This window comes from Bradyrhizobium dasycarpum, assembly GCF_042019905.1.
Lineage (GTDB): Bacteria > Pseudomonadota > Alphaproteobacteria > Rhizobiales > Xanthobacteraceae > Bradyrhizobium > Bradyrhizobium japonicum_B.
The window spans coordinates 378,283-403,327 of record NZ_CP169574.1; the positions used below are offsets into that span (position 1 = coordinate 378,283).

The following is a 25,045-nucleotide window of genomic DNA, read 5'->3' on the forward strand; positions in this document are numbered from 1 at the left end:
CCCATGCTCGATCGCGACGAGGATATCCTGAAGGCGGCGGAGGACTGGCAGAAGGCCGGCCGTGGCGTCGCGCTGGCGACGGTCGTCGAGACCTGGGGCTCGGCGCCGCGCCCGGCGGGCTCGAGCCTGGTCATCAACGACGAGGGCACGTTCCTGGGCTCGGTCTCCGGCGGCTGCGTCGAGGGCGCCGTGGTCACCGAGGCCATGGATGTGATCCAGAGCGGCAAGCCCAGGATGCTGGAGTTTGGCGTCGCCGATGAGACCGCCTGGAATGTCGGGCTGTCCTGCGGCGGAACTATCCGCGTCTTCGTCGAGAAGGTCGGCTAGCCGTGAAGCCTCGAGATCCTGCACGAACTCAATGCCGAGCGGGCCGCGCGCCGGCCGGCGATCCTGGTGACGGACACCGAAAGCGGCGAGCAGCGCCTGGTGAAGGCGAAGGATTTTGCCAAGGATCCGCTGCGCAGCGAGCTGGAGAAGCAGCTTCGCATGGGCAAGAGCGCCAGTGTCGAAGCCGCCGGCAAGAAGCTGTTCCTCAACGTCTACGCGCCGACCGCAAAGCTCGTCATCGTCGGCGCGGTGCATATCAGCCAGGCCCTGGCGCCGCTGGCGCGCTCACTCGGCTACGACGTCACGGTGGTGGATCCGCGCACGGCCTTTGCGAGCCCCGAGCGCTTCCCCGATATTCCGCTGGTGGCCGAATGGCCTGATACCGCGCTGCCGCCGCTCAATGTCGATGCCTATACCGCCTTCGTCGCGGTGACGCACGATCCCAAGATCGACGATCCCGCATTGCTGCATGCCTTCGAGCGCGGCTGCTTCTATATCGGCGCGCTCGGCTCGCGGAAGACGCACGCCAAGCGGGCCGACCGGCTGCGGGCGCAGGGCGCGAAGGAAAGCGACATCGCGCGTATCCACGCGCCGATCGGGCTTGCGATCGGGGCGGTCTCTCCGTCCGAGATCGCGGTCGCGATCATGGCTGAGATCACCGCGGTGCTCCGCCTGCCGCCCAAGGAAAAAGAAGAAGCTGCATGAAATTCGGCCCGGCGAGCCCAAGGGATGCGATCGGCGGGGTGACCGTTCACACCTTGCGCCAGGGGCCGCTGGTGCTGAAGAAGGGCACGACGATCGGCCCCGCCGAGGTCGAGGCGTTGGAGCGCGCCGGCATCAAGGACATCGTCGTGGTGCGCATGGAGGCGGGCGACGTCTCCGAGGACGTCGCGGCCGCCAGCATCGCGCTTGCCGTCGGCGGCGAGGGCATTCATGTCGAGCGCGCCTTCACCGGCCGCGCCAACCTGTTCGCCGCGCGTCCGGGCGTGCTGGTGATCGACCGCGCCGCAGTCGACCGCATCAACAATATCGACGAGGCCATCACCTTTGCGACGCTCTCCGCCTACAAGCCGGTGGTCGAGGGCGAGATGGTCGGCACCGTCAAGATCATCCCGTTCGGCGTCGCCGGAAGCTTGCGCGATGCTGCGGTGAAGGCGGCGGGCAAGGACGTGCTGAGGATCGCGCCTTACGTGATCCAGCGCGTCGGCGTGGTCTCGACGCAGCTGCCGGGCCTGTCCTCCAAGGTGATCGACAAGACGCTGCGGGTCACCGCCGAGCGGCTCGCGCCCGCGGGTGCCAGCATCATCGCCGAGCGTCGTGTCCAGCACGAGGAACGCGAGCTGTCGGCGGCGATCAAGGAATTGCTCGCGCTCGGGGCCGAGCTCGTCATCGTGTTCGGGGCGTCCGCGATCGCCGATCGCCGCGACGTCATCCCCGCGGCAGTCACCGCGATCGGCGGCGCGATCGAGCATTTCGGCATGCCGGTCGATCCCGGCAATCTCTTGCTGATCGCGCGCGCCGGTGGCGTGCCGGTGCTGGGCGCGCCGGGCTGTGCGCGCTCGCCGGTCGAGAACGGGTTCGACTGGGTGTTGATGCGGCTCCTCGCCGGCATCGAGGTGACGCGCGCCGAGCTGATGGGCATGGGGGTCGGTGGCCTCTTGATGGAGATCGTCACGCGCCCGCAGCCGCGCGCAAAACCCGAGATCGAGGGCAACAGCCAGGTCGCCGCGATCGTGCTTGCGGCGGGCCGCTCCACGCGCATGGGAGGGCCCAACAAGCTGCTCGCCGAACTCGACGGCAAGAAGCTGGTGCGCCTCGCGACCGAGCAGGCGCTGGCCTCGAAAGCCTCCGAGGTGATCGTCGTCACCGGCCATCAGGCCGAGCTGGTCGAGCAGGCGCTGCAAGGCCTGAAGGTGAAATTCGTCCGCAATCCGGATTTTGCCGGCGGTATCGCCAGCTCGGTCAAGGCCGCCATCGCCGCCGTGCCGGAGGCCTGCGACGGCGCCGTGGTGTGTCTCGGCGACATGCCGCTGATCGATTCGGGCCTGATCGACCGGCTCATCGAAGCCTTCGCGCCGGACCGCGGCAATCTCATCGTCGTGCCCGTCAGCGAAGGCCGCCGCGGCAATCCCGTGCTGTGGTCGCGCCGCTTCTTCAAGGAGCTGATGACGCTCGACGGCGACGTCGGCGCGCGGCATCTGATCGCCAAGCACACCGAGGCGGTCGCCGAAGTGCCGGTCGATGGCGAGAGCGCCTTCCTCGATATCGACACGCCGCAGGCGTTGGAAGCGGCAAGGCGGGGATGAAGGGTGCGTAGGGCGGATTAGCCGAAGGCGTAATCCGCCGCTGTGTTTCTCCGCGGAAACAAAACAGGCGGATTACGCTTCGCTAATCCGCCCTACAGCCCCCTCCAAGCCTGCCGATTTCAACCACCCGTTCACCAAGTGGAAACGACCCCGGCTTAAAGTTGCCTCCACCTGCCTTGGGGGAGGGGATTTTCCATGGCCTCGAACGTCGTCGCGCGCCGTTGCGCGATGTTTTGCTTTGTCTTATCGGTTGCCGTCACGGGCGCCCGCTATATCAGTGAAGCCCGCGCCGCCGGCGCGTTTGCGGTCGGCAAATGCGGCGCCTATGGCCAGGCCTTCGATTACGGTCACGAGCACGAAGCGCGCGCCGCGGCGCAGAAACAGTGCAAGGGCGATTGCACCACCGTGACGATGAAGCACGCCTGCGCGGCCATGTCGATCGACCTCGCCAACCCCTGCGGCGCCTACGGCTACGCCGTCAAGCCGAAGATTTCCGCCTCGCTCAACGCCGCCACGCGCGAATGCTACAAATACGGCGGCAAGGAATGTGTGATCCGCGCCTGGGCCTGCGACGCCAAGGGTTGATGAAGGCTGATTTTTCTTGCCGTCATTTCGGGGCGATGCGTAGCATCGAGCCCGGAATCCATCGTGCTACGGAGTCCGTGGACGAATGGATTCCGCTGGCGCCAAGTGGCGCGCCCCGATGACAGTCGAGGAGTTGCATGCAATTCGATACCAAGATCGCCGTCGTGATCCGCACCGATCTTCAGATCTGGCAGAAGCTCAACGTCGCCTCCTTCCTCACCAGCGGCATCGCCGCCGCCTTTCCCGAATGCATCGGCGAAGCCTACGAAGACGCCTCAGGCACGAAATATCATGCGCTGATCGGCCAGCCGATCCTGATTTACGGTGCCGACGGGCCGGCGTTGTCGCGCGCGCTGGACCGTGCACTCGCGCGCAACGTCAAGCCGGCGGTCTATACCGAGGACATGTTCAAGACCACGCACGATGCCGCCAATCGCGAGGCGGTAAGGGCGGTGGCGCGCAGCGATCTCAATCTCGTCGGCATCGCCATGCGGGCCGATCGCAAGGTGGTCGACAAGATCCTCGACGGCCTCAAGTTCCATAGCTGATGTCGCCTGCGAAGTCCTGTCACCGCGCTGTCATGACGGCGGCACGCAGCGCTACGATTGGGCGGTTTGACCCGGATCAAGTGCCGGCCGCGCGCGGCCGCTACTCTGCCATTCGCAATGCGAAGGAGCAGAGATATGCCGACCATGAAAGCCGCAATCGTCAAGCAATTCGGCAAGCCGCTGGTGATCGAGGACGTGCCGGTGCCGCAGCCGGGTCCCGGCGAGGTTCTGGTCAAGGTCAAGGCCTGCGGCGTCTGTCACACTGATCTGCATGCGGCCTCCGGGGACTGGCCCGTGAAGCCGGTTCCGCCCTTCATTCCCGGCCACGAGGCTGCCGGCATCGTCGCCGCGCTCGGGACCGGCGTGAAGAATCTGAAGGTGGGGGACGCCGTCGGCGTCGCCTGGCTGCATGATGCCTGCATGGCCTGCGAATATTGCGAGACCGGCTGGGAGACCCTGTGCGAGCACCAGCACAACACCGGCTACAGCGTCAACGGCGGCTTCGCCGAATATGTCGTCGCCTCGGCTGCCTTTGCGGCAAAGCTGCCGGCGAACGTCGATTTCGCGGCCATCGCGCCGATCCTGTGCGCCGGCGTCACCACCTACAAGGGCCTGAAGGAGACGGAGGCCAGGCCCGGCGAGTGGGTGGTGATCTCAGGCGTCGGCGGGCTCGGTCATGTCGCGATCCAGTACGCCAAGGCAATGGGGCTCAAGGTCGCCGCCGTCGACATCGCCGAGGACAAGCTCGCGCTGGCCCGCGAAACCGGCGCCGATCTCGCGGTCAATGCGCTCGCGGATGGCGCGGTGGACAAGGTGCTGACGGCGACCGGCGGCGGGGCTCACGGCGTGCTGGTGACGGCGGTCTCGACCGCCGCGTTCGGCCAGGCGCTGAAGATGGTACGCCGCAAGGGCACCGTCAGTCTCGTCGGCCTGCCGCCGGGCGAATTCCCGACGCCGATCTTCGACGTCGTGCTCAAGCGCATCACGGTGCGCGGCTCGATCGTCGGCACGCGGCGCGACCTCGACGAAGCCGTCGCGTTCGCAGCGGACGGCAAGGTCAAGGCCGAGGTGACCAAGGTGCCGCTTGCGCAGATCAACGACGTCTTCGAGCGGATGAAGGTCGGCAAGATCGACGGCCGCATGGTGCTCGACTTCGGCTAACTCGCGACGAGCAGAGCGTGACCCGGCCAACGAAGATCGTCTTTCTCGGCGCCAGCAGCGCATCCTTCGGGATGAGCATGTTCCGGGACCTGTTCTCGAGCCGCGATCTCTCAGGTTCAACACTGACTCTGGTCGGACGTAACGTCGACCGGCTCAGCCGGTCGACGCAGCTCGCGAGGTTGCTCAACGAGAGATCCAGCGCTGGCTATGCCATCGAGGCCACGACGGATTGGCACGCGGCGCTCGACGGTGCTGAGTTCGTCGTGCATTCCACCGCGATCGATCGCAATCGGCTGTGGCGGCTCGATTTCGAGATTCCGCGCAAGTTCGGCATCCGCCATACGCTGGGCGAGAACGGTGGGCCCGGCGGTCTGTTCTTCACGTTGCGGACCTTGCCGGTGGTGTTCGACTTCGTGCGCGAGATGGAGCGCCGCTGCCCGCGCGCGACCTTCATCAACTTCTCCAATCCGGAAAGCCGCATCATCCTGGCGCTCGGGCGGTACAGCAGGATCTGCAGCGTCGGCCTCTGCCACGGAATATTCCTTGCGCGTGGCGATGTCGCCCGAATCCTGGGGATGCCGGAAAGCCGGGTGGACGTGTGGGGCGCCGGCCTCAACCATTTCCAATGCCTGACCGAAATTCGGGATCGCGAGACGGGTGAGGACCTCTATCCGCTGTTGCGTGACAAGGAGCGGGATTTCGATCCCACCTTCTCACCCCTGACGCGGAAGTTGTTGCATGCCTTTGGCTACTGGCTCGGATGCGGGGATGGTCACGTTGGCGAGTATCTCTCGTTCGGCTGGGAGGCCGGCGAGGGTGGCTACAATTACGACTGGGACGAGAGCGAGCGCGCGAAACTGACACGGCTGATTGACGACGTGCTCGCCGGTCGTGCCGGCGTGCCGGACTGGTGGTCGGCGCCGTCGGGGAGCGCGCCATCAGCATCATCGCCGGCATCGTTCATAACCGGAAGCAACTCATCGAATCCGCCGTCGTCCACAATCGACAGGTGATCCCGAACCTGCCGGCCGACGCCGCGGTCGAGGTGCCGGTGGTGGCGGATGCCGCGGGCATCCACCCTGTCTCGCTCGGGCCACTGCCCGACGGCGTCGCCAAGCTGATGTCGACCCAGGTTCAGGTTCAGCAGATGGCGGTGGAGGCGGCAATGCATGCCTCGAAGGAAATGGCGCTGCAAGCGTTGCTGCTCGATCCCGTCATCCATTCCGAGCAGGCCGCGCGCGGCCTGCTCGATGAATTATGGGAGATCAACCGACCTTACATCCGGCCATGCATCTGAGCGACCGACTGCCGCGACCAGCGCGCTTTACCTCATGCCGGCGGCATGCCGGCAAATTTCGTCAGGTCGGAGTCAAGACAATCCCAGCCGTGGCCGCGCGCGGCGAAAGTGACCACCTGCGGCTTGTAGCGGGCGGGCTCGTCGAGGCTTCCGGCGCGGATCGTGAAGACACCGGGCTGTGCCGCGAAGGTCATATAGACGGCCACGCCGCATTGTGGGCAGAAGCCGCGCCTCTTCACGTTGCCGCTGTCGGCGACCATGTCCCAATGCCTGGCTTCGCCGGTGAGCGTGACGCCTGTCCGCGCGAACGTTGCGTAGGAGCCATGGCCGCTGCCACTTTCCCGCTGACAGTCCCGGCACTGACAATGATTGCTGAACAGGGGCTCACCCAGAATCGAATAGCGGATCGCGCCGCAGGCGCAGCCGCCGGTATAGGGCTTGTCCATGATGATGCGTCCTTACTCGTCTTCGGCGGTGATGGCGTCGAGCCGCTGCAGCACCTTGACCCAGCCGTCGCTCATGTTGCGATAAGCGGTATCGTTCTTCGGTGTCACGAAGCCCGAATGCACCACGCGCACGCGCGTGCCTGCTTCAACCGGTGTGAGCGACCAGGTGACGACGGTGTCGAGCGCCGAGCCGTAACCGGTATTGCTCTCGTCGCCGCCCTTCCAGGCGTAGGCAAAACGCTGGTTCGGCACGACCTCCAGGACGCGGCAATGGATCGTGCCGTCCCACGCGCCGGCCGGATTGGTCTTGAAGGTGAAGGCGTTGCCCACGACCGCCTCGAAACCTGTCGGCGGCATCAGCCAGCGCGCAATCAATTGGGCGCTGGTCAGCGCCTTCCAGATCGTCGCGACGGCGTGCGGGAAGACCTCGTCGATGACGATGTCTTGAGTTTGGACCTTGGAAGCAACTGCACTCACGGATCGATCTCCTTCAACAGGTCGCGCAGGTTCTGGAAACGCTCGCGCCAGAACACGCCGTAATGGTCCATCCAGGTGACCAGCGGCTCGAGCCCCTGCGGCGCGGCGCGGTAATAGACGTTGCGGCCCTCGGCGCGCTCGGCGACGAGACCCGCCTGCTTCAGCGACTTCAGGTGCTGCGAGACCGCGCCCTGGGTCACGCCGCTGCCCCGCGTCAGCGCCGCGACGCTGATCTCCTTGCTCTCAAACAAGCGCTCGAATACGGCCCGCCGCGTCGGATCGGCGAGGGCACGCATCACGGTGGTGACGGGGTTGGGAGCGGCTTCGGTCATGAAATTCAATTAGCGTATGCTAATACATTAGTCAACACTAATCCGTTGGGCCTGACCTCATCCAGCTCTGGACTTGACAATGACTGACTAGTCAGTCAGAAATTACCAATGATGACCAAGTTGACCAAGCCCGCCAAACCGTCTCCTGCGCGTGGAGACCGTCCGTCCACGATCCGCGGAGAGCTGCCCGCCTCGAACCGCGCTACGCGCGCGGCCGAGCGGCGCGCGGCGATCGTCGAGGCGGCGATGGAGGAGTTCATCGCCCGCGGCTTTGCCGCAACGCGGCTCGACGACATCGCCAAGCGTGCCGGTGTTGCCAAGGGCACGATCTATCTGCACTTCAAGGACAAGGAATCGATGTTCGAGGAGCTGGTGCGCGTCGTGATCGTGCCGGTCGTGGCGCGGCTGACTGCGCTGCCGCCGCCGACCGGCTCGGTGCGCGACCTCATCGAGGCCTTTGCCGGCAACTTCCTGAAAGAGGTCATCGGCACCAGGCGCGGCGATCTGGTGCGGCTGATCGTGGCGGAGGGGCCGCGCTTTCCGGCCGTCGCCGACTTCTACTACCGCGAGGTCGTCTCGCGCGGCATCGCCGCCATGCGCGGGCTGATCGAGCTCGGCATTGCCCGCGGCGAGATCCGCCAGCACGATCTCGCGCGCTATCCGCAGATCCTGGTCGCACCGGCGATGATCGCGGTGATCTGGCAGAGCCTGTTTGCGCGGCATGCGCCGCTCGACGCACAGGACATGCTGCGCGTCCATCTCGATTTGATCTTTGGCGAACGGAGGACGACATGAGGTCGTCGCGCGCATTTTTCAGTATTGCATTGGCTGTCGTGTTCGCAACCTCGCTTGCCGGGTGCAACGAGAAACGCGAGCCCGGCTTCCAGGGCTGGGTCGAGGCCGACATGATCTTCGTCAGTCCGGACGAAGCGGGGCGGGTGACGAAGCTCAATGTCCGCGAGGGCGACGAGGTCAAGGTCGGCGACGCCCTCTATTCCGTCGACGACGATCTCCAGCGCGCCGATCTCAACCAGCAAAAGGCGACGCTGGCGAACGCGCAGCAGACCTATGATCGCGCGGCCTCGCTGAGCAAGACCGGGTCGGGCACGCAGGCCAATCTCGACTCCGCCGTGTCCGCATTGCGTGTAGCAGAAGCGCGGGTGGCGACGTCGGAGACGCGGATGGCGCGGCGCAAGGGCTTTGCGCCCGTTGCCGGTACCATCCAGCAGATCTATTTCCGCGAGGGGGAGATGGTGGCGGCGCAGCGGCCGGTGCTGTCGATCATGCCGCCCGGCAACATGAAGCTGCGCTTCTTCGTGCCGGAGACGGCGCTGCCGAAGCTTGCGATCGGCGATACGGTGCGCGTCTCCTGCGACAATTGCGCGGCCGATCTCACCGCAAAGATCTATTTCATCGCGACCTCGGCCGAATACACCCCGCCTGTCATCTACAGCCTCGATGAGCGCAGCAAGCTGGTCTATCTGATCCAGGCGCGGCCCTCGCGCCCCGACGCGCTGCGGGTCGGCCAGCCGATCGACGTCTATCTCAACCCCAAGACTCCGGTGGCGGACAAGCGATGAAGGGCGGCAACGGCATTGCCATCGACGTCCAAGGCCTGAGCAAATCGTTCGGCGGCCGCGAGGTCGTGCACGATCTGTCGATGCAGGTGAGGCGCGGCTCGATCTACGGATTCCTCGGGCCGAACGGCTCGGGCAAGACCACGACCATCCGCATCCTCTGCGGGCTGCTCACGCCCGACAGCGGCGAGGGCACCTGCCTCGGCTACGATATCCGCCGCGATTCCGAGAAGATCAAGCGCCAGGTCGGCTACATGACCCAGCGCTTCAGCCTGTACCAGGATCTCTCGGTGCGCGAGAATCTCGAATTCGTGGCGCGGCTCTATGGCCTGGCTGACGCGCGCGGCGCCGCACGCGACATGGTCAAGCGGCTCGGGCTCTCAGGGCGCGAGGGGCAGCTTGCGGGCGAGCTCTCCGGCGGCTGGAAACAGCGGTTGGCGCTCGGAGCCTGCACGCTGCCCAATCCACAATTATTGCTGCTCGACGAGCCCACCGCCGGCGTCGACCCCAAGGCGCGGCGCGATTTCTGGAATGAGATCCATGCACTTGCCGCCGAGGGCCTCACCGTGCTGGTCTCGACCCATTACATGGACGAGGCCGAGCGCTGCCACGAGATCGCCTACATCGCCTACGGCCACTTGCTGGCGCGCGGGACCGTGGACGAGGTGATCGCGAAGTCCGCGCTGACGACCTACACCGTCACCGGCGAGCTGGGCGGCCTCGCGGCCGAGCTCGAGGGCAAGCCCGGGGTGGACATGGTGGCGCCGTTCGGCACCTCGCTGCACGTGTCCGGCCGCGACGTTACCGCGCTCGAGGCCAGCGTCGCGCCGTGGCGCGAGAAGAGTGGCCTGCACTGGCAGAAATCGCATCCATCGCTGGAAGATGTCTTCATCGAACTGATGAACCGCTCAAGGGACAATTTCCAATGAGCACCGTCCAGGCAACCGGGCCCGACCCGGACATCCGCGACCGCTTTGGCTTCTGGCGCCGCACCTATGCCATGATGGCGAAGGAGTTCATTCAGCTTCGGCGGGATCGCGTCTCGTTCGCGATGATCGTGGCGATCCCGGTGATGCAGCTTCTGTTGTTCGGCTATGCCATCAACACCACGCCGCACCATCTGCCGAGCGCGGTGCTCATTCAGGAGGAATCCGATCTTGCCCGCTCGGTCCTGAAAGCGCTGGAGAATACCGCCTACTTCCGCTTCGTCTACGAAGTGCACGACGTGGACGATTTCGACAACCTGCTGAAGTCCGGCAAGGTGCTGTTCGGCGTCGAGATCCCGCGCGGCTTCGAACGGGCGGTGCGGCGTGGCGACAAGCCGGCGCTGCTGGTCGCCGCCGACGCCACCGATCCGGTCGCTGCAAGCTCCGCACTCGGCTCGCTCGGGATGCTCGTGCAGACCGCTCTGCGGCACGATCTCCATATCGGCGATGCGCCGGCGCTGCCGTTCGAGATCCGGGCGCATGCACGCTACAATCCGGCTGCGGAATCGCGGCTCAACATCGTGCCGGGACTGGTCGGCACCATCCTTACCATGACCATGCTGATCTTCACGGCGCTGTCGGTGACGCGCGAGATTGAACGCGGCACCATGGAAAGCCTGCTGTCGATGCCGATCAAGCCGGTCGAGGTCATGCTCGGCAAGATCATTCCCTACATCCTGGTCGGCTTCATTCAAGCCTTCCTGATCGTCAATATCGGAGTGTTCCTGTTCGGTGTGCCGGTGCTCGGCAATCTGCTCCTGCTGGCGGCACTCTCGACCCTCTTCATCGCCGCAAATCTCGCGATTGGCTACACGTTCTCCACCATCGCGCAGAATCAGCTGCAGGCGATACAGATGTCGTTCATGTTCTTTCTACCGAGCATCTTGCTGTCCGGCTTCATGTTCCCGTTCGCGGGCATGCCGGCCTGGGCGCAATATGTCGGCGAATGCCTGCCGCTCACCCATTATCTGCGCATCGTCCGCGCCATCATGCTGAAGGGCGCGACCATGCAGAATCTGCACTTCGACACGCTGGCGCTGGCGGCTTTGATGCTGCTCGCCATGACCATCGCCGTGACGCGCTTCCGCCGCACGCTGGATTGAGGCACAATGCCTCTTGAAAGTCATTCCGGGGCACGCGAAGCGTGAACCCGGAATCTCGAGATTCCGGGTTCGATGCTGTCGCATCGCCCCGGAATGACAAGGGGCGATGATGGTTCGTTTTGCCAGCAGGAGGACACGGCAGCACGCCGTGCTATCGGAGGATTTCGAGCGCGAGCTGACGCGGGAGGTGCTGCGCACCGAGCTGCTGCGGGTGCGGGCGCTGATCGCGACGGGCTGCGTCATGCTGCTGCTGCTCACCGCGATCTATCTGATCGACCCCGGCGTGGTGAACCGGGTCTGGCGTGGAACGAAAGGCATCTTCGAGGTCTACGGTCTCCTGGCCGGCTTCATCCTGTTCGAGGTCTGGGTCCATACCCAGATCAGGAAGAACCTCCGGCTCGATCGCGACCTGCCGGTGGTCAGGCGCTATATCGGCACGCTGATCGAGACCTCGCTGCCCACGGTGATCCTGGTCCTGCAGACCAGGACCATGGGCGCAAGCCAGGCGATCGGCTTCGCCGTGCCGCTGATGTACTTTATCTTCGTCATCCTCTCGACCCTGCGGCTCGACTTCTGGCTCTCGGCGTTCACGGGTTTCGTCGCCGCGGCCGGGCTTTTCTCCGTCGCGCTACTCTACAACGCGGCCGACGAGACCGGCGAACCGCTGATCTATTTCCACGCCGTGCGCAGCATCGTCATCCTGATCTGCGGCGTGCTGGCGGGCGCCGTCGGCGCCCAGCTGCGCCGCCAGTTCGCCGCCAGCATTGCGGCGGCGACCGCGCGCGACCGGGTGACGAACCTGTTCGGCCAGCACGTCTCTCCGCAGGTGGTGGAAAGGCTGATGGCGGCGGGCACCGGCGGAGGCGGCGACGTCCGCCGCGTCGCCGTGATGTTCGTCGATTTCCGCGGCTTCACCGCCGGCGCGCAATCGCGCAGCCCGCAGGAGGTGGTCGACCGGCTCGACGGCGCCTTTGCGGTGCTGGTCGACATCCTCGACCGTCACGGCGGCATCGTGAACAAGTTCCTCGGCGACGGCTTCCTCGCCTTGTTCGGCGCGCCGCTGGAGGCCTCTGACGCCGCGCAGCGGGCGGTTGCTGCCGGCCGCGAGATGCTGCAAGCGATGGATACCATCAACGCGCAGACCAGCTGGCCGCTGCGCATCGGCATCGGCATTCATTTCGGCGAGGTCGTCGCCGGCAATATCGGCTCGCCCCGGCGCAAGGAGTATACAGTCATCGGCGACACCGTGAACTTCGCCTCGCGGCTGGAGGCGCTGAACAAGGAGTTCGGCTCGCAGCTGTTGATCTCTGCGACCGTGCGCGAGGCGGTGGGCGAGGCCGGCAGCGATGCCGTCGCGCTCGGCGAGGTCGAGGTGCGCGGCTATGCGCAGAAGGTGCCGGTGTTTCAGCTGGGCTAGCGCTGCTTCTGACTGACGTCCGACACATCATTGCGATTGCTCCGATTGCACCGAATTTTGGGGCATGACGAGCGATATCGCGGGCTTGTAGACTGCCGGCGATGCGGCCGGCTATTGGCCGCGACTTGCATGGGGAAGTGACGATGCAGCGCCGCTACATCACCGTCGACGTGTTCACCGACCGCGCCTTCGGCGGCAACCAGCTCGCCGTGGTGCTCGACGCCGGCGGGCTGACGACGGCTCAGATGCAGGCGATCGCAACCGAATTCAACTATTCCGAGACCACCTTCGTGCTGCCGCCGCGCGACAAGGCCAATGATGCGCAGGTGCGCATCTTCACGCCGGTGCAGGAGATTGCCTTTGCGGGCCATCCCAATGTCGGCACCGCCTTCGTTCTCGCCGCGATGGCGAAGGAGCCGAAGCCGCGCCTGCTGTTCGAGGAGAAGGCCGGGCTCGTGCCCGTCGACGTCGTGAGAGAGCAGGGCCGGGTGACCAGAACCGAGCTGACCGCGCCGCAGCCGCTGGAGCGGCTTTCACGGCTGTCGGCTGCCGAAGCCGCGAGCTGCATCTCGCTCGGCGCGGACGACATCAAGACGGACAATCACGAGCCTCAGATCGTCACCGTCGGTAACGCGTTTCTGGTGATGGAGCTGCATTCGCGCGAGGCGCTGAAGCGCGCGCGGCCCGATGCGGCAGCCTACGGCAAGCTGTTGCCGCGCGATGGCGCCCGCTCGGTCTGGTTCTATACGCGCGACGTGCCCGCGGCGGAGGCGCCCTGCGATCGCCAGGCGCGGATGTTCATGCGCGGCGCCAGCGGCCTCGTCGAGGACCCCGCCACCGGCAGCGCGACCGTCGCCGCCGCCGCGCTGTTCGCCGATCTCGATCCGCGCGCGACGGCGAGCTCAAGCTCACCGTCGGCCAGGGTTTCGACATGGGCCGGCCGAGCCTGCTGCTGACGCGCGTGCGCAAGCAGGGCGGCAAGATCGTCTCCGCCCATGTCGGCGGACAATCCGTGCAGATGATGGAAGGAACGTTCAGGCTCGCGGGGGAGGGGTAATTTGTCATTCGGGAGCGCGCGCAGCGCGAACCCGGAATCCATCGGGCCGCAGAGTTGGTGGATGAATGGATTCCGGGCTCGCGACGTCGTCGCGCCCCGGAATGACGGCGGCAACTACACCTGCCGTCCCGCCAGATTCTTCACCGTCACCCCATCGCGTTCCTCGATGATCTCCGCGATCATCTGCCGGTGGCAATGGGTGTGGTCGCGCTCGTAGCAGAGCAGGCACACCGGGCCCGCCTTCTTCACCAGCGCCGAGAGCTCGTCCATCGCTTCCCTGGCTTCGGGCGCCTTCAGGTGCTTCGAGAAGATCTTCTCGAGCACGTCGTACTGTCCGCTGCGTGCGGCGAGGCGGCCTTCCCTGGGCGTGCCGAGCGCGGCGAGGTGGACATAGGCGATGCCGCGCTCGTCGAGCCCTGCCGCAAGCTGCTTCTTGGAAAAGCCGGGCCGGCGCGATGACGTCACCGCGCGCACATCGACCACGAGCTTGACGCCGGCCTCTTCCAGCTCGTCCAGCACGGCCTTGGGCGGCGTCTGCTCATAGCCGATGGTGAACAGCTTTTTCGCCTTTGCCATGGGTCCCTCAGCTCACCCGCGCGATCAATTCCATGGCGCCGGCCGGTGCGCGCACCTTGCCCTCGTGGATGACGTAGGCGAACACGTCGCGCGGCTCCTTCTTCGGCTTGGCTTTGTCGACTTTCGGCAGGTCGTCCGGTTCGCCGCCCGACGCCCAGGCCTGCAAGCGTTCGGCCCAGGCATCGAGCTGCTTCGGCGGGTAGCAGGTCTTGATCTCGTCATTGCCTTTCTGAAGCCGGGCATAGACGAAATCGCCGGCAACATCGGCGATGGCGGGATATTTGCCGTGCTCGGCGAACACGACGGGCGTCTCGAACTCGCGGATCAGCGCCACGAAATCCGGCGTGCAGAAACTGTCGTGGCGGACCTCGACGACGTGGCGCAGCGCGCGTCCATCGAGCTTGCGCGGCAGCAGCTCCAGGAACTTGCCGAAATCGGCGCCGTCGAATTTCTTGGTCGGCGCGAACTGCCACAGCACCGGCCCGAGATGGTCGCCGAGTTCCAGCACGCCGGAATCGTAGAACCGCTTGATGGAATCGCCCGCTTCCGCCAGCACGCGGCGATTGGTGGCAAAGCGCGGACCCTTCACCGAGAACACGAAACCCTCGGGCACCTCGCTCGCCCATTTGCGAAAGCTCTCCGGCTTCTGCGAGCCGTAATAGGTGCCGTTGATCTCGATCGAGGTCAGCTTCGAGGCCGCATAAGACAGCTCCTTCGCCTGCGCCAGCTTCTCCGGATAGAACACGCCGCGCCAGGGCTCGAAGGTCCAGCCGCCGATGCCGATGAAGATGTTGCCGGATTTTTTTGACGCGGTTTTTGCTTTGGCCACGGAGGATCTCGCATCGACGGGGAGGGAAGACGTCATCCTAGTCAAACGAGATGTGATTGGCCAGTTCTCGCCGCCGGTCTAAGCTCGGCCGTGCGATCTGCGAACAAGGAGAACAAGATGCGGATGCTGGGAGCGGCGCTCATCATGATGACATCTGCCGCCATGATGTCCCCGGTCATGGCGGATGACGACGATGCCAAGGGCGCGCAGAAGCTCGCCCAGCAGGGCCGCGATGATTACTGGCATTGCCTGGCGCGGGAATATTCGCGCGACAGCAATCAGGGAATGACGGAGCAGGATTTTGGCCGTTCGGTCGCGGGCGCCTGTCGGTCGGAGCGGCAATATTACCGGGTGGCGCTGCTCGATTATCTCACCACGCAATATCCTGACATCGATGCCGGCGCCCATCTCGCGACCGCGAACAGGGCGGTGGAATCCGCGCAGAAGGACATCGTGACGGCCTTCGTCAAGCACAGGCCACCGGCGAAGTAGGGCCGTGGCCCTTCCGGCTCCGCGCGCATCCGTGATATCACAGGCCGCATCTGGAACAGGGATGGGTGTCCATGGCGTCTGAATCGGTGGGGGGTATTTTGGGCGCGATCGTTGCCGCCTTCGTGCTTGCGGTTGCCGTCGTGTTCGGGCCGATCGGCCAGTACGGCAAGCCGCCCAAACCGGCGAAAGCCGAGCCGGCCCCGACTGCGGCACCCGCAGCCCCCGCCGCGCCCGCGCCGCGCGGCCCGATCATCCGGGAAGTGCCGAACCAGTAAGGCTCATAATTCCGGTTTCCTGCCCCTTGCGGAGCAGTCCTGTCCTTCCTATCTTGCTTGTAACGGCGCCGTTGAGCGAAAACTCCGGCGCTGGAACGACCTTGGAATAGCTTGGGCTTGCGCCGGATGTACGCGCGGCCCGCCGTTCCGGGGTCGTTGGCATTTTGGGCCCCTTTTTGGGGCCTTTCCCACAGACCTCCCGGCTTGGCAGCGCAGGATGCGGCAGATATACGCTGCCGTCATGAACGAAGCGATCAGACCGGGCTCCGACATTCCGCAGCAGGCTCACGAGGGCCCGGAACTGTCGGTCATTGTCCCGACCTTCAACGAGCGTGACAACGTCACGGTGCTGTACCGGCGCCTGGAGGCGACGCTCGTCAACGTCGCCTGGGAGGTCGTGTTCGTCGACGACAATTCACCCGACGGCACCTGGGACGTCGTGCGCGCGCTGGCGCAGCAGGACAGCCGCGTCCGCTGTGTCCGCCGCATCGGCCGCCGCGGTCTGTCAGGCGCCTGCATCGAGGGCATTCTGGCATCCAGCGCGCCCTACGTCGCCGTGATCGATGCCGACCTCCAGCACGACGAGACGCAGCTGCCAAAGATGCTGCTCTTACTCGCGAGCGACCAAGCCGACCTCGTGGTCGGCAGCCGCTACATCGAGGGCTACAAGAGCGAAGGCTTCAACAAGCAGCGCGCCGGCGCCAGCGCGCTGGCGACCGAGGTCGCAAGGAAGATGCTCCGGGTTGAGATCGCCGATCCCATGAGCGGCTTCTTCATGATCCGCCGCGACCGCTTCGAGCAGCTCGCGCCAAAACTGTCCGTGCACGGCTTCAAGATCCTGCTCGACATCGTGGCAACCGCGCACGGTAGCTTGCGGGCAATCGAGATTCCCTACACTTTCGGTGCGCGCCAACACGGGGAGAGCAAGCTCGATTCCATGGTCGCGCTCGACTTCCTCGGTCTCGTCTTCGCCAAGCTGACCAACGACGTCGTCTCGCTGCGTTTCATCCTGTTCGCGATGGTCGGCGGCATCGGCCTCGTGGTGCATCTGACCACGCTGTTCATCGCGCTTCGCCTGTTCAACGCGCCGTTCGCGGAGGCGCAGGCCGCCGGCGCCGTCGTCGCCATGACCAGCAATTTCATTCTCAACAATTTCCTCACCTATCGCGATCAGCGGCTGAAGGGATTTGCGCTGCTGCGCGGCCTGATCGCCTTCTACATCGTCTGCAGCGTCGGCCTGCTCGCCAATGTCGGCGTCGCCTTCTCGGTGTACGACCAGGAGCCGATCTGGTGGCTGGCCGGCATGGCCGGAGCGCTGATGGGTGTGGTGTGGAATTACGCGATGTCCGGACTGTTCGTCTGGCGCAAGAAATAGCGCGATATGGGCGGGGCTGACGCGCGGATCGTCCGCAACGGCGCGCTGCTGATTCTCGCGCTGGTCGGCTTACGGCTCGTCGCGGCCGCGTTGACGCCGATCACCTTCGACGAAGCCTATTACTGGATGTGGTCGAAGAACCTGGCCGGGGGCTATTACGACCACCCGCCGATGGTCGCCTACGTGATCCGGGCCGGCACCATGATCGCCGGCGATACCGAGCTCGGCGTCCGCCTCGTCTCGATCCTGCTGGCGCTGCCGATGAGCTATGCGATCTACCGCTCCGCGGCGATCCTGTTCGGCGGGGTGCGCGTCGCGGCGACCAGCGCCATCCTGCTCAACGTGACGCTGCTGGCCGCCGTCGGCACGCTGATCGTGACGCCGGATGCGCCGCTGCTGGTCGCATCCAGCTTCGTGCTGTTCTTCCTCGCCAAGGTGCTGGAGACCGGCCGCGGCATCTGGTGGCTCGCGGTCGGCGCGGCCGTCGGCGCGGCGCTGCTGTCGAAATATACCGCGATGTTCTTTGGCGCTGGCATCCTGATCTGGCTCGCTTTCGTGCCGAAGCTGCGGCGCTGGTTTCTCTCGCCCTGGCCCTATCTCGGCGGCCTCGTTGCGCTGGCGTTGTTCTCGCCGGTGATCCTCTGGAATGCGGACCATCAATGGGTCTCGTTCGCAAAGCAGCTCGGCCGTGCCAGGATCGAGGACTTCCGCCCGGTCTTCATCGCCGAGCTGATCCCGACCCAGATCGCGTTCGCGACCCCGCTGGTCTTCATCCTCGGCGCGATGGGCCTGCACGCGCTGACCTGGCAGCGCGCCGGCGCGCTGGCCTCGCGCGTGCTGATCGAGGCGATGTTCTGGACCATCGTCGCCTATTTCGTCTGGCATTCGCTGCATGCCCGGGTCGAGGCCAACTGGTTCGCGCCGGTCTATCCGCCCTTTGTCATTGCTGCCGCGGCCGCCGCCAACCTCGTGCAGTGGAAGCCGCGTGCACGGCGCCTCGTCGATTTCTGCCTGCGCTGGGCCGCGCCTGTGGGCATCGTGATGTTTGCCGCGCTGATCGTGCAGGCCAACACCGGCTGGCTCTCGGGCTATCGCCGCGACGCCACCGTGCGCAGCGTCGGTGTCGGCTGGCGCGAACTCGCCGCGGGAATCGAGGAGGTGCGCACGCGCCATGGCGCGAGCTGCGTGCTCGCGCAGGACTACGGCACCACGGGGTGGCTCGCTTTCTATTTGCCGCGCGGCACCTGCGTGCTGCAGCAGAACCAGCGCATCCGCTGGGTCAACATGGCCGAGCCCGATCCAAAGCTGCTCGCCGGCAAGCTGCTCTATGTCGACGAGCTGCAGCCCCGGCGGCCACCCCTTCCTCAACGATCGCTTCGCGAAGGTCACGCCGGTTGCGCAATTGCAGCGCAAGCGCGGGCCGCTCGTGGTCGAGACCTACAGCGTCGACCTGCTGGAGGGCGCCAAGGGCGACGTGCTCGACCGCTCGCCGCCGCCGGAAGCTCGATAGGTTCAGTCGATCATCTCGGCCCTGGCCGCAGCCTGGCCCGGGCCGCTCTGATCGCGCCAGAACCACACCGTCACGACGGCTGAACGGCCGCGGACCTGAGCGAGCAGGGGGCCCGACAGAACGCCGTCGGGAGCGCCGTGGAAGTCGGCCGCATCCAGCAGCGTATCGCTGAGCGCGAGCCGCGCACCGTTCCGGGCGGCAACCTCCATCAGGCGGCTCGCGACATTGACGGTGTCGCCGGTTGCGGTGATGTGCTGGTGGCTTTCGCCGAGGCGCGATGCGACGATCTCGCCGCAATGCGCGCCGATCTTGAAACCGAGCTGACCTGCAATCGCCGGCGGCAGCGAGGCGATCCAGCGTTCGACGCTGCGATGCAGGTCGATCGCGCATTTCAGCGCGCGCGCCGAATCATCGGGCATCGCACCCGGAAGTCCGAACAGGATCATGGCGCCGTCGCCGAGAAAGCCCGTGATCGTGCCGCCGCAATCGACCGCAATCCTGTCGATCAGCGCGTGAAACGCCTTCAGAAGATTCCGACTTCGTCCGGATCAATCCGCTCGCTCAAACCGGTGAAACCGGAGAGATCGATGAAGACCACGGCTGCGTTTTGCCGGACGGGTTTTGACAGGAAATTCGGATCGCGCGCCAGCCATTCCTGCACTGCAGGCGACTGCAACCGGGCAAGCGACCTGCTCTTGGCGGCGAGATATTGCGTGCGGCGGCCTCCGGCCCACAGCTGCACACCGGCAAAGATCGCAACCGGCGGCACTGCGGCGGCAAGTGTGGTTGCCGCATTCAGCCAGATGCCATGGGTGAACGCGAACGCATTGAGGCCGGCCCAGGCGATTATCAAAGCGGCGGCGGCCGCGATGCCGAGCGCGCTGCGGCGCCAGGCGAGCAGGCCGACCAGCAGCATCGGCAGCAGGATCGCGGTGAGCGCTTCAGTGATGCGGACCTTGCGGTCGCGCACGATGCCGTCGCCGGCGACGAGATGCGTGATCGCCGTCGAGATCACCTCGACGCCGGGCATCAGGGAGTCGAACGGCGTCGGGAAGAAGTCGCCGCCGCCGGCGACCGAGGCGCCGATCACGACGATCCGGTTCTCGATCGCCGCGCGGTCGAGCGTGCCGTCGAAGATGCTCTGCGCGCTGACGGTGCGGATCGTGCGACGCGGGCCGTAGAAGGTGATCGGCAACGCGAAGTCGCTGTCAGTCGGCACCACGCGGTCACCCAATCTCAGATGGTCCGGCGCGACTGTCAGGGGCTCGTCGAGCGCACGGGCGGCTACGCGCAAGGGGAACGACAGCTCGACCTTGTCGCGTGTCCGGAACAGCATCGGCACCGAGAGCGGCGAGCCGGATTGTCCTGTCGCGACATTGACCACACCGACCTCGGCGTGATCGGCGAAGGCGGGCAGGGGCTGCAGGAAGCGCTCGGCCTGCGGCAGCACGGCGAGGGGACCGTCTTCGCTGACGGATGTCACGGTTTCGCTGTCGGAGGGGAAGATCGCCGCGGCGGCAAGCACCATGGGGCCGGTGGCGAGCGTGTTGGCCAGCGTGGCGTCGCCGATCGCGGCGCTGCGGTCGACCAGCAGGAGATCGATCGCGACCACCTTCGGCTTGAACTGCACGATGGTGTCGACGACCCGGGCGAGGTCGGCGCGCGGCAACGGATAGCTGCCGCCGCGTTTCACCACGGTATCGTCGATCGCAACGATGGTGACGAGATCGGGCGGCCGCTGCACGCCGCGAACCTGGGTTCGCCAATCGGTCAGCGTGGCTTCGAGGCGGTCGAGAAAGCGCAGATGCCCGTAGGCGTGCGCGGCATAGATGCCCGCACCCCACAGCGCGGTGAGGACGAGTGCCACCAGGATCTGAACGCGTCTAGCCACTATGAACTGCAATCTTCTTTGTTCTGAGTCGTATCGGCCAATAGGTCCTACTGGCCGAGCCTTGCCATCAGCGCGTCGACGCGCGGCTGGCCCCACGTCTTGACGGTCAACGGGCCGCTCGCTTCCACGTCGACGCCTTCGCCGGGGCCCAGAACGACGCCGCGCCCACGGGACCTGCGGCTGACGCCGACGCGACCATCAGCGACGAAGACGGAGGTCCTGGCCTCGGCGACATCGACGGCCCATCTGGTGCCGCGCACCGCGGCGATCGCCTGCGGCGTCAGCACCTTGAAGGCATTGCCCCGGGGCTTCCTTGGCACCTCGACCAGCAGCGCTTTGCTGCTCAATTCGACGGAGTCTATATGTCCGTCGCGGTTGGCGTCCTTTAGTTCAAATCGGGCGCCGTTTTCTGCGACGATGGTGATGCCGCTGCCGCAGCGCCAGATTTGTGTGCCTGCGGTGGATGGCGCTGCCGTGCAGCCCGCATTGGCAGCAGGCTGTGCAATTGCAGAACCGATCAACAGAAACGACCACGCTACGGCGAAAAACCCCGCGCGCGCGAACCCACTCATGCCAGCCTCCGTTTGCGTGCTTGGCACAGTTCAAGGCGATGTTGATACGGTACCGTATCACGCGCAGAGGCTGCTGAAAAGTGCCGCTCTGCCAGCTATTTCCCTGCCGCGGCATTGTCCAGTCCGGCGCGATCAAATTTCGGTCAGGGAAGACCGGTGCGACGTCAGTCGCGCTGTACGAGGCGTGATGGCGTGAGCGGTCCAGCGCGGCCGCCAAGCGAGCCAAGCAGAGAGGCGGAGGGGCGCGCATGCAAGCCAGCCTCGCGCAATGCTTCCCCGTCATCATCCGGGCATTGAAGACCACGAAAAGGACTTGGTTGGATGTGCTTAAAGGGGCGACCGGAGAAGTTCGCAGAATGCGCCGATCCGGCCGAGAATGATGGTTAACAGACGCGCCTAAGTCCGTAATTCTGCGGGCTTTTTTCCCAGAATGAGACAGCGTTGACGAGCCGCCTCACATCTGCCCGAACTTAATCCGCATTTAACTAAAAGTCGCCTTAATGACGCTCCGACCCTCTGCGAGATGCTGTTCCCGGATCGTGACCAGCGGCACTTTGAAGGGGGACTGAGTGACACCGTCCTGGACGCAAGGCGAATGAGTACGAGTATCGCTGCGCCGAGTAACGCGGCACGGAAGTCGAAAAATTTCTCGCAAAGCTGTTCGCGGAAATCTTCCCGGCAAATGACCACGATTAATTGGCTTGGCGCCGCGGCGATCGGCTGCATCGTGATGGGCGCCGGCTGGACCATCTACAGCAACGTCTTCGGCGCGAGCGTCTACCCGACCATGGGCGGCATCGGCTACGACGAGCCGGTGATCAAGCGGGCACCCAAGGTCGTGCTGCGCGAGGCAGGCGATGCCATCAAGGAAGCCTTCGCGCTGCTGCCCGACCGATTGCAGGTCGCCGCCCCGATCTCGCGGGAGATGTTCAACGAGCGCTTCGCCGCGGCCGCGACGCAAGGCGTGCCCTCGAATGCAGCGAGCGCCGTGCCGTCCACCCAGGTCGCGGTGGCCAAGGACCCGCCGAAGCAGAGCGTGATCGCGAAGGTCGCCGAAGCGCTGAAGCCGGCGGCTCCGGCCAAGACCACTGATAAGGCCACCGACAAGACAACCGACAAGGCCAAGCGTGCTCCGGATGCCCAGATCCAGCTCGCCTCGGCCGATCCGGCCCAGATCGTGCCGGCGCCTGAAGCGAAGACATCGTTCGCGGACCGCGCCAAGGCTGCGGTGATGTCGATCACCGGGCCGCGCCAGTCGATGGTGGAAAAGCTCTGGGGCAAGCGTGAGCCGTCCGGCGGGCTGCTCGCCTATGCCTCGGCCGATGCCAGCATCACCGCTGCCATCGCGCCGAAGGAGCAGAATCCGATGCTCGGCGGCGCGCCGCCCTATGAGCGCGACACCGCGGTCTACGACATCATGGCCAAGACGGTGTATCTGCCCGACGGCACCAGGCTCGAGGCGCATTCCGGCCTTGGCGCCAACCGCGACGATCCGAGCTCGCGTCGCCTGCGCATGCGCGGCGTGACTCCGCCCCACATCTACACGCTGAAGCCGCGCGAGGCGCTGTTCCACGGCGTGCCGGCGTTGCGCCTGACCCCGATCGGCGGCGAGAGCGCGATCTACGGCCGCGACGGCCTGCTCGCGCACACCTTCATGCTCGGGCCGGGCGGCGATTCCAACGGCTGCGTGTCGTTCAAGGACTATTACGCGTTCCTCGACGCCTACCGCAACAAGGGCATCCGCAAGCTCGCGGTGCTGGCGCGGGTGGAGTGAGGCGCAGCGCGCCTCATCGCTTTCTCCACGATCAGCGTTTGACGAAGACAAGGTTGCAGGCGCGCGCCTCGTTGCGCTTGCCGTTGCCGCGGGTGCGATCGAACTGCGCATCGATCGTGAAGGCGTAAGGCGAGCCCGGCGCGAGGTTGTTGAGCGTGTACGCGCTTGCTCCGGTCGTTCCGCGCGCGCTCAACGTCGTCTTGCCGTCGGCCGGGATCTGGCCGTCGATCTCCAGGCGGTTGGCGTCCTTGCCCTGAGCCTCGGCGTGAAACACGCCGTTGGTGACGGTGGCGGCAAGGGCCCTGGTGTAACCCTGCGCTTTGCCGGTCGGCGGGCAGCTCAGGGTCACGTCCCAGTTGCCGTCGAAATCATTGCTGCCGGTGGTTCTGGCATTGCCGCTCGGCGCGACCGCCACCTTCTGCTTCAGGCTGTCGATCCGCGCCTTGGCGAGGCCGGCGAAGCTGCAACTCGAAAATCGCGCCAGATGGTCCTCGAAGATGCTGATGGTGCCGATGCCCTCCGCAGCCTTCCAATGGGCCTCCGCAGCCGCGCAAGGGTCGGGCCGCGGCGCGGCCGACGGCGCCGCAGGGCCCACTGTGACCGCGACCGGGCCGTTCAGATAGAACTTGCCGATGATCGATAGTGATAGCTCCGGCAGCTGGGTCTTGCCGCTGGCGTCGTAGACGTCGCTGCTGATGTCGCGAAACACGTCGCCGATCTCCTGCGGCTGCTCGATGTGTTTCAGGAACGCCGTCGTGTAGGGGCTGTTGCGGCCGACGCCGTCGGCGGCGACCTGGCCGGATTGCGTCGAGAACGACACGATGGTGCCGCGTGGCGCCTCGACCTTCGACAGACCGCGCCCGATCGTGGCGGCTCGCGTGGTGCCGGCTGAGCGTTTGAGTGCTTCTGCCAGTGGATTGTCGCGGCAGGAATCGAGCACCAGGATGCGCAGGTTCTTGGCCTGCTGCAGATCGTTCACGATTTCGTCGACCCGGACGAAACGCTTGAGGTCCGCCTCGTCGGCCAGCGCGGCGTCGACGGGCATCAGATAGTTCACGCCGTTGTACTGCATCGCATGGCCGCTGTAGTAGAACAGGGCGACGTCGGCCCTGCTCGCTGCGCGCGCGAAGCGGATGGTCAGGTCCTGCATGTCGGCCTGGCGCAAATCGATGCCTTGGATCACCTCGAAGCCGCTGCGCCTCAGCGAAGCCGCGACGTCCTCGGCATCGTGCGATGGATTGGGAAGCCGCGCCGTCGAGGCATACGCGCCGTTGCCGATGACGAGCGCGACCCGCGTCTCGGCAGAAGCGGCACCAAGGCCAAGCCAGCAGGCGAGGAGAGCCAGAGAGAATCCGAGGAGGTGAAGACTTGAAGCAGCGTGCATCAAAGTCGTCCGGAAAATACTGAAAAATATCTCCCAGATTAGCGCATGCCGCGCCGGCATCAATGCCCTCGCGATGGGGCGATCCGATCGGCCGGCCGTGACATCCTGTCACGCGGCGCCGGCCGCCATGGTCTTGCGCAGCGCCATCTCGGTCGCGATCGCCTCCCGCACGGCGGGGCGCGCCTGCATGCGCGCGAGGTAGGCCGACAGGGCCGGCCATTGCGCAATGTCGATTCCCGCGGGACGCAGCAGCAGCAAGGCCCAGGTGAGGTGTGCATCCGCCACCGTGAAGCTGTTGCCGACGAGGAATTCGCGCTCCGCAAGATGCGCAGATGGCACCGACAAGGTCTGCGTGATCCTTGCGCGCGGCTTGGCGAGCGAGCCGTCGTCCTTGTACCAGAAGGTCGGAAACAGGAACGCTTTGTGGATCTCGGCGCCGACGAAGCTCAGCCATTCCTGGAGGCGATAGCGAGCGGGCTCGCCGTTGTCAGGCGCAAGGCGGGCCTCGGGCTTCAGGTCGGCGATGTATTGCAGCACGGCCGCGCTCTCGGTCAGCCGTTCGCCGTTCTCCAGCACCAGAACCGGCACCGCGCCCTTCGGCGACAGGTCGCGGAAATCGCTGCCGTCGTCCACGATCCGCTTGGTCCAGATATGGGCGAGGTGATATTGCGCCTCGATGCCGGCCTCCATCAGCGCGATGCGGCTCGAGAGCGAGCAGGCCATCGGAAAGAAATAGAGTTGCAGCATG

The 25,045-nt window shown here is 65.7% G+C and carries 23 protein-coding genes and 4 pseudogenes; 18 read left to right on the forward strand and 9 right to left on the reverse strand.

The genetic code is table 11. From position 1 onward, the window contains the following. Nucleotides 1-3 precede the first annotated feature (3 nt). The 7 genes and pseudogenes from ACETMP_RS01815 (at nt 4) to ACETMP_RS01845 (ending at nt 6,224) form a co-directional block, all read left to right on the forward strand. Nucleotides 4-327: an XdhC family protein gene (locus ACETMP_RS01815; protein WP_007602422.1), complete on the forward strand. Its 324-nt coding sequence runs from the start codon at nt 4-6 to the stop codon at nt 325-327. Nucleotides 328-342: 15 nt separating this feature from the next. After that, complete coding sequence (locus ACETMP_RS01820; RefSeq protein WP_375161815.1) at nt 343-1,032, forward strand: XdhC family protein; 690 nt, start codon at nt 343-345, stop codon at nt 1,030-1,032. Next, nucleotides 1,029-2,633, forward strand: coding sequence for an NTP transferase domain-containing protein (locus tag ACETMP_RS01825; RefSeq protein WP_375159688.1), 1,605 nt, complete (start codon nt 1,029-1,031; stop codon nt 2,631-2,633). Before ACETMP_RS01820 ends, ACETMP_RS01825 begins: the two co-directional genes overlap by 4 nt. 195 nt (nt 2,634-2,828) lie before the next feature. Then, nucleotides 2,829-3,218 (forward strand): DUF4189 domain-containing protein, encoded by a 390-nt coding sequence (locus ACETMP_RS01830; protein WP_375159689.1) that lies wholly within the window; start codon nt 2,829-2,831, stop codon nt 3,216-3,218. Between the two features lie 137 nt (nt 3,219-3,355). Then, nucleotides 3,356-3,766: a DUF2000 family protein gene (locus ACETMP_RS01835; RefSeq protein ID WP_375159690.1), complete on the forward strand. Its 411-nt coding sequence runs from the start codon at nt 3,356-3,358 to the stop codon at nt 3,764-3,766. Between the two features lie 135 nt (nt 3,767-3,901). Beyond that, the gene (gene adhP / locus ACETMP_RS01840) at nt 3,902-4,927 is read left to right on the forward strand and encodes an alcohol dehydrogenase AdhP (RefSeq protein ID WP_375159691.1); all 1,026 of its coding nucleotides are present in this window, start codon (nt 3,902-3,904) and stop codon (nt 4,925-4,927) included. A 17-nt stretch (nt 4,928-4,944) separates the two neighbouring features. After that, nucleotides 4,945-6,224, forward strand: a pseudogene (locus ACETMP_RS01845) (alpha-glucosidase/alpha-galactosidase). Between the two features lie 32 nt (nt 6,225-6,256). On the opposite strand, the gene ACETMP_RS01850 reads toward ACETMP_RS01845, so the two are convergent. The 3 genes from ACETMP_RS01850 to ACETMP_RS01860 are packed head-to-tail and all read right to left on the reverse strand — an operon-like array spanning nt 6,257 to nt 7,479. Continuing rightward, nucleotides 6,257-6,670, reverse strand: a complete 414-nt coding sequence (locus ACETMP_RS01850) for a GFA family protein (protein WP_375159692.1) — start codon at nt 6,668-6,670, stop codon at nt 6,257-6,259. A 12-nt stretch (nt 6,671-6,682) separates the two neighbouring features. Beyond that, nucleotides 6,683-7,147, reverse strand: coding sequence for an SRPBCC domain-containing protein (locus tag ACETMP_RS01855; protein WP_375159693.1), 465 nt, complete (start codon nt 7,145-7,147; stop codon nt 6,683-6,685). Further along, nucleotides 7,144-7,479 carry an ArsR/SmtB family transcription factor gene (locus tag ACETMP_RS01860; protein WP_375159694.1) on the reverse strand — a complete coding sequence of 112 codons (336 nt, stop codon included), beginning with the start codon at nt 7,477-7,479 and terminating at the stop codon, nt 7,144-7,146. Before ACETMP_RS01860 ends, ACETMP_RS01855 begins: the two co-directional genes overlap by 4 nt. Nucleotides 7,480-7,587: 108 nt before the next feature. On the opposite strand from ACETMP_RS01860, the gene ACETMP_RS01865 reads away from it, so the two are divergent. The 6 genes and pseudogenes from ACETMP_RS01865 to ACETMP_RS01890 all read left to right on the forward strand — a co-directional run bounded on the left by ACETMP_RS01865 (nt 7,588) and on the right by ACETMP_RS01890 (nt 13,619). Further along, a complete protein-coding gene (locus ACETMP_RS01865) occupies nt 7,588-8,274 on the forward strand; it encodes a TetR/AcrR family transcriptional regulator (RefSeq protein ID WP_375159695.1) in 687 nt (228 codons plus the stop codon). Continuing rightward, complete coding sequence (locus ACETMP_RS01870; RefSeq protein ID WP_375159696.1) at nt 8,271-9,059, forward strand: HlyD family secretion protein; 789 nt, start codon at nt 8,271-8,273, stop codon at nt 9,057-9,059. Before ACETMP_RS01865 ends, ACETMP_RS01870 begins: the two co-directional genes overlap by 4 nt. After that, nucleotides 9,056-9,985: an ABC transporter ATP-binding protein gene (locus tag ACETMP_RS01875; RefSeq protein ID WP_375159697.1), complete on the forward strand. Its 930-nt coding sequence runs from the start codon at nt 9,056-9,058 to the stop codon at nt 9,983-9,985. Before ACETMP_RS01870 ends, ACETMP_RS01875 begins: the two co-directional genes overlap by 4 nt. Beyond that, nucleotides 9,982-11,145 carry an ABC transporter permease gene (locus tag ACETMP_RS01880; protein WP_375159698.1) on the forward strand — a complete coding sequence of 388 codons (1,164 nt, stop codon included), beginning with the start codon at nt 9,982-9,984 and terminating at the stop codon, nt 11,143-11,145. Before ACETMP_RS01875 ends, ACETMP_RS01880 begins: the two co-directional genes overlap by 4 nt. Before the next feature lie 109 nt (nt 11,146-11,254). Beyond that, on the forward strand, nt 11,255-12,562 hold the full coding sequence (locus tag ACETMP_RS01885) for an adenylate/guanylate cyclase domain-containing protein (protein ID WP_375161816.1): 1,308 nt from the start codon (nt 11,255-11,257) through the stop codon (nt 12,560-12,562). A gap of 143 nt (nt 12,563-12,705) precedes the next feature. Then, a pseudogene (locus ACETMP_RS01890) lies at nt 12,706-13,619 on the forward strand (PhzF family phenazine biosynthesis protein). Nucleotides 13,620-13,733: 114 nt separating this feature from the next. Here ACETMP_RS01890 and ACETMP_RS01895 read toward each other — a convergent pair. Both ACETMP_RS01895 and ACETMP_RS01900 read right to left on the reverse strand, forming a co-directional pair. Further along, nucleotides 13,734-14,195, reverse strand: coding sequence for a DUF488 family protein (locus tag ACETMP_RS01895; protein ID WP_375159699.1), 462 nt, complete (start codon nt 14,193-14,195; stop codon nt 13,734-13,736). A gap of 7 nt (nt 14,196-14,202) precedes the next feature. Beyond that, nucleotides 14,203-15,024, reverse strand: a complete 822-nt coding sequence (locus tag ACETMP_RS01900) for a DUF72 domain-containing protein (RefSeq protein WP_375159700.1) — start codon at nt 15,022-15,024, stop codon at nt 14,203-14,205. Between the two features lie 117 nt (nt 15,025-15,141). On the opposite strand from ACETMP_RS01900, the gene ACETMP_RS01905 reads away from it, so the two are divergent. The 4 genes and pseudogenes from ACETMP_RS01905 (at nt 15,142) to ACETMP_RS01920 (ending at nt 18,676) form a co-directional block, all read left to right on the forward strand. Next, entirely contained in the window at nt 15,142-15,516 is a 375-nt protein-coding gene (locus tag ACETMP_RS01905) for a hypothetical protein (RefSeq protein ID WP_028137298.1), read from the forward strand. A gap of 71 nt (nt 15,517-15,587) precedes the next feature. Beyond that, nucleotides 15,588-15,791 carry a hypothetical protein gene (locus ACETMP_RS01910; protein WP_375159701.1) on the forward strand — a complete coding sequence of 68 codons (204 nt, stop codon included), beginning with the start codon at nt 15,588-15,590 and terminating at the stop codon, nt 15,789-15,791. A gap of 241 nt (nt 15,792-16,032) precedes the next feature. Beyond that, nucleotides 16,033-17,166 (forward strand): glycosyltransferase family 2 protein, encoded by a 1,134-nt coding sequence (locus ACETMP_RS01915; RefSeq protein WP_028137296.1) that lies wholly within the window; start codon nt 16,033-16,035, stop codon nt 17,164-17,166. Between the two features lie 6 nt (nt 17,167-17,172). Further along, nucleotides 17,173-18,676 (forward strand): annotated as a pseudogene (locus ACETMP_RS01920) (glycosyltransferase family 39 protein). Between the two features lie 2 nt (nt 18,677-18,678). Here the strand turns inward: ACETMP_RS01920 and ACETMP_RS01925 are convergent. Together ACETMP_RS01925 and ACETMP_RS01930 are read right to left on the reverse strand one after the other, a co-directional pair. Continuing rightward, nucleotides 18,679-20,567 (reverse strand): annotated as a pseudogene (locus tag ACETMP_RS01925) (CHASE2 domain-containing protein). A gap of 47 nt (nt 20,568-20,614) precedes the next feature. Continuing rightward, the gene (locus tag ACETMP_RS01930; RefSeq protein ID WP_375159702.1) at nt 20,615-21,139 is read right to left on the reverse strand and encodes a FecR domain-containing protein; all 525 of its coding nucleotides are present in this window, start codon (nt 21,137-21,139) and stop codon (nt 20,615-20,617) included. A gap of 682 nt (nt 21,140-21,821) precedes the next feature. Between ACETMP_RS01930 and ACETMP_RS01935 the strand changes: the two genes are divergently transcribed. Next, the gene (locus ACETMP_RS01935) at nt 21,822-22,913 is read left to right on the forward strand and encodes a DUF2778 domain-containing protein (protein ID WP_375159703.1); all 1,092 of its coding nucleotides are present in this window, start codon (nt 21,822-21,824) and stop codon (nt 22,911-22,913) included. Nucleotides 22,914-22,944: 31 nt separating this feature from the next. On the opposite strand, the gene ACETMP_RS01940 is transcribed toward ACETMP_RS01935, so the two are convergent. Together ACETMP_RS01940 and ACETMP_RS01945 are read right to left on the reverse strand one after the other, a co-directional pair. Next, nucleotides 22,945-24,297: a caspase domain-containing protein gene (locus tag ACETMP_RS01940; RefSeq protein WP_375159704.1), complete on the reverse strand. Its 1,353-nt coding sequence runs from the start codon at nt 24,295-24,297 to the stop codon at nt 22,945-22,947. A 108-nt stretch (nt 24,298-24,405) separates the two neighbouring features. Beyond that, complete coding sequence (locus ACETMP_RS01945; protein ID WP_375159705.1) at nt 24,406-25,044, reverse strand: glutathione binding-like protein; 639 nt, start codon at nt 25,042-25,044, stop codon at nt 24,406-24,408. Nucleotide 25,045 lies beyond the last annotated feature (1 nt).

Coding starts and splice junctions, on each gene's coding strand:
- adhP (WP_375159691.1), top strand. CDS start 3,902: ATGCCGACCATGAAAGCCGCAATCGTCAAGCAATTCGGCAAGCCGCTG.
- ACETMP_RS01945 (WP_375159705.1), bottom strand. CDS start 25,044: ATGCTGCAACTCTATTTCTTTCCGATGGCCTGCTCGCTCTCGAGCCGC.
- ACETMP_RS01830 (WP_375159689.1), top strand. CDS start 2,829: ATGGCCTCGAACGTCGTCGCGCGCCGTTGCGCGATGTTTTGCTTTGTC.
- ACETMP_RS01825 (WP_375159688.1), top strand. CDS start 1,029: ATGAAATTCGGCCCGGCGAGCCCAAGGGATGCGATCGGCGGGGTGACC.
- ACETMP_RS01930 (WP_375159702.1), bottom strand. CDS start 21,139: ATGAGTGGGTTCGCGCGCGCGGGGTTTTTCGCCGTAGCGTGGTCGTTT.
- ACETMP_RS01875 (WP_375159697.1), top strand. CDS start 9,056: ATGAAGGGCGGCAACGGCATTGCCATCGACGTCCAAGGCCTGAGCAAA.
- ACETMP_RS01880 (WP_375159698.1), top strand. CDS start 9,982: ATGAGCACCGTCCAGGCAACCGGGCCCGACCCGGACATCCGCGACCGC.
- ACETMP_RS01885 (WP_375161816.1), top strand. CDS start 11,255: ATGGTTCGTTTTGCCAGCAGGAGGACACGGCAGCACGCCGTGCTATCG.
- ACETMP_RS01910 (WP_375159701.1), top strand. CDS start 15,588: ATGGCGTCTGAATCGGTGGGGGGTATTTTGGGCGCGATCGTTGCCGCC.
- ACETMP_RS01905 (WP_028137298.1), top strand. CDS start 15,142: ATGCGGATGCTGGGAGCGGCGCTCATCATGATGACATCTGCCGCCATG.
- ACETMP_RS01815 (WP_007602422.1), top strand. CDS start 4: ATGCTCGATCGCGACGAGGATATCCTGAAGGCGGCGGAGGACTGGCAG.
- ACETMP_RS01870 (WP_375159696.1), top strand. CDS start 8,271: ATGAGGTCGTCGCGCGCATTTTTCAGTATTGCATTGGCTGTCGTGTTC.
- ACETMP_RS01895 (WP_375159699.1), bottom strand. CDS start 14,195: ATGGCAAAGGCGAAAAAGCTGTTCACCATCGGCTATGAGCAGACGCCG.
- ACETMP_RS01940 (WP_375159704.1), bottom strand. CDS start 24,297: ATGCACGCTGCTTCAAGTCTTCACCTCCTCGGATTCTCTCTGGCTCTC.
- ACETMP_RS01865 (WP_375159695.1), top strand. CDS start 7,588: ATGATGACCAAGTTGACCAAGCCCGCCAAACCGTCTCCTGCGCGTGGA.
- ACETMP_RS01850 (WP_375159692.1), bottom strand. CDS start 6,670: ATGGACAAGCCCTATACCGGCGGCTGCGCCTGCGGCGCGATCCGCTAT.
- ACETMP_RS01835 (WP_375159690.1), top strand. CDS start 3,356: ATGCAATTCGATACCAAGATCGCCGTCGTGATCCGCACCGATCTTCAG.
- ACETMP_RS01860 (WP_375159694.1), bottom strand. CDS start 7,479: ATGACCGAAGCCGCTCCCAACCCCGTCACCACCGTGATGCGTGCCCTC.
- ACETMP_RS01935 (WP_375159703.1), top strand. CDS start 21,822: ATGACCACGATTAATTGGCTTGGCGCCGCGGCGATCGGCTGCATCGTG.
- ACETMP_RS01915 (WP_028137296.1), top strand. CDS start 16,033: ATGAACGAAGCGATCAGACCGGGCTCCGACATTCCGCAGCAGGCTCAC.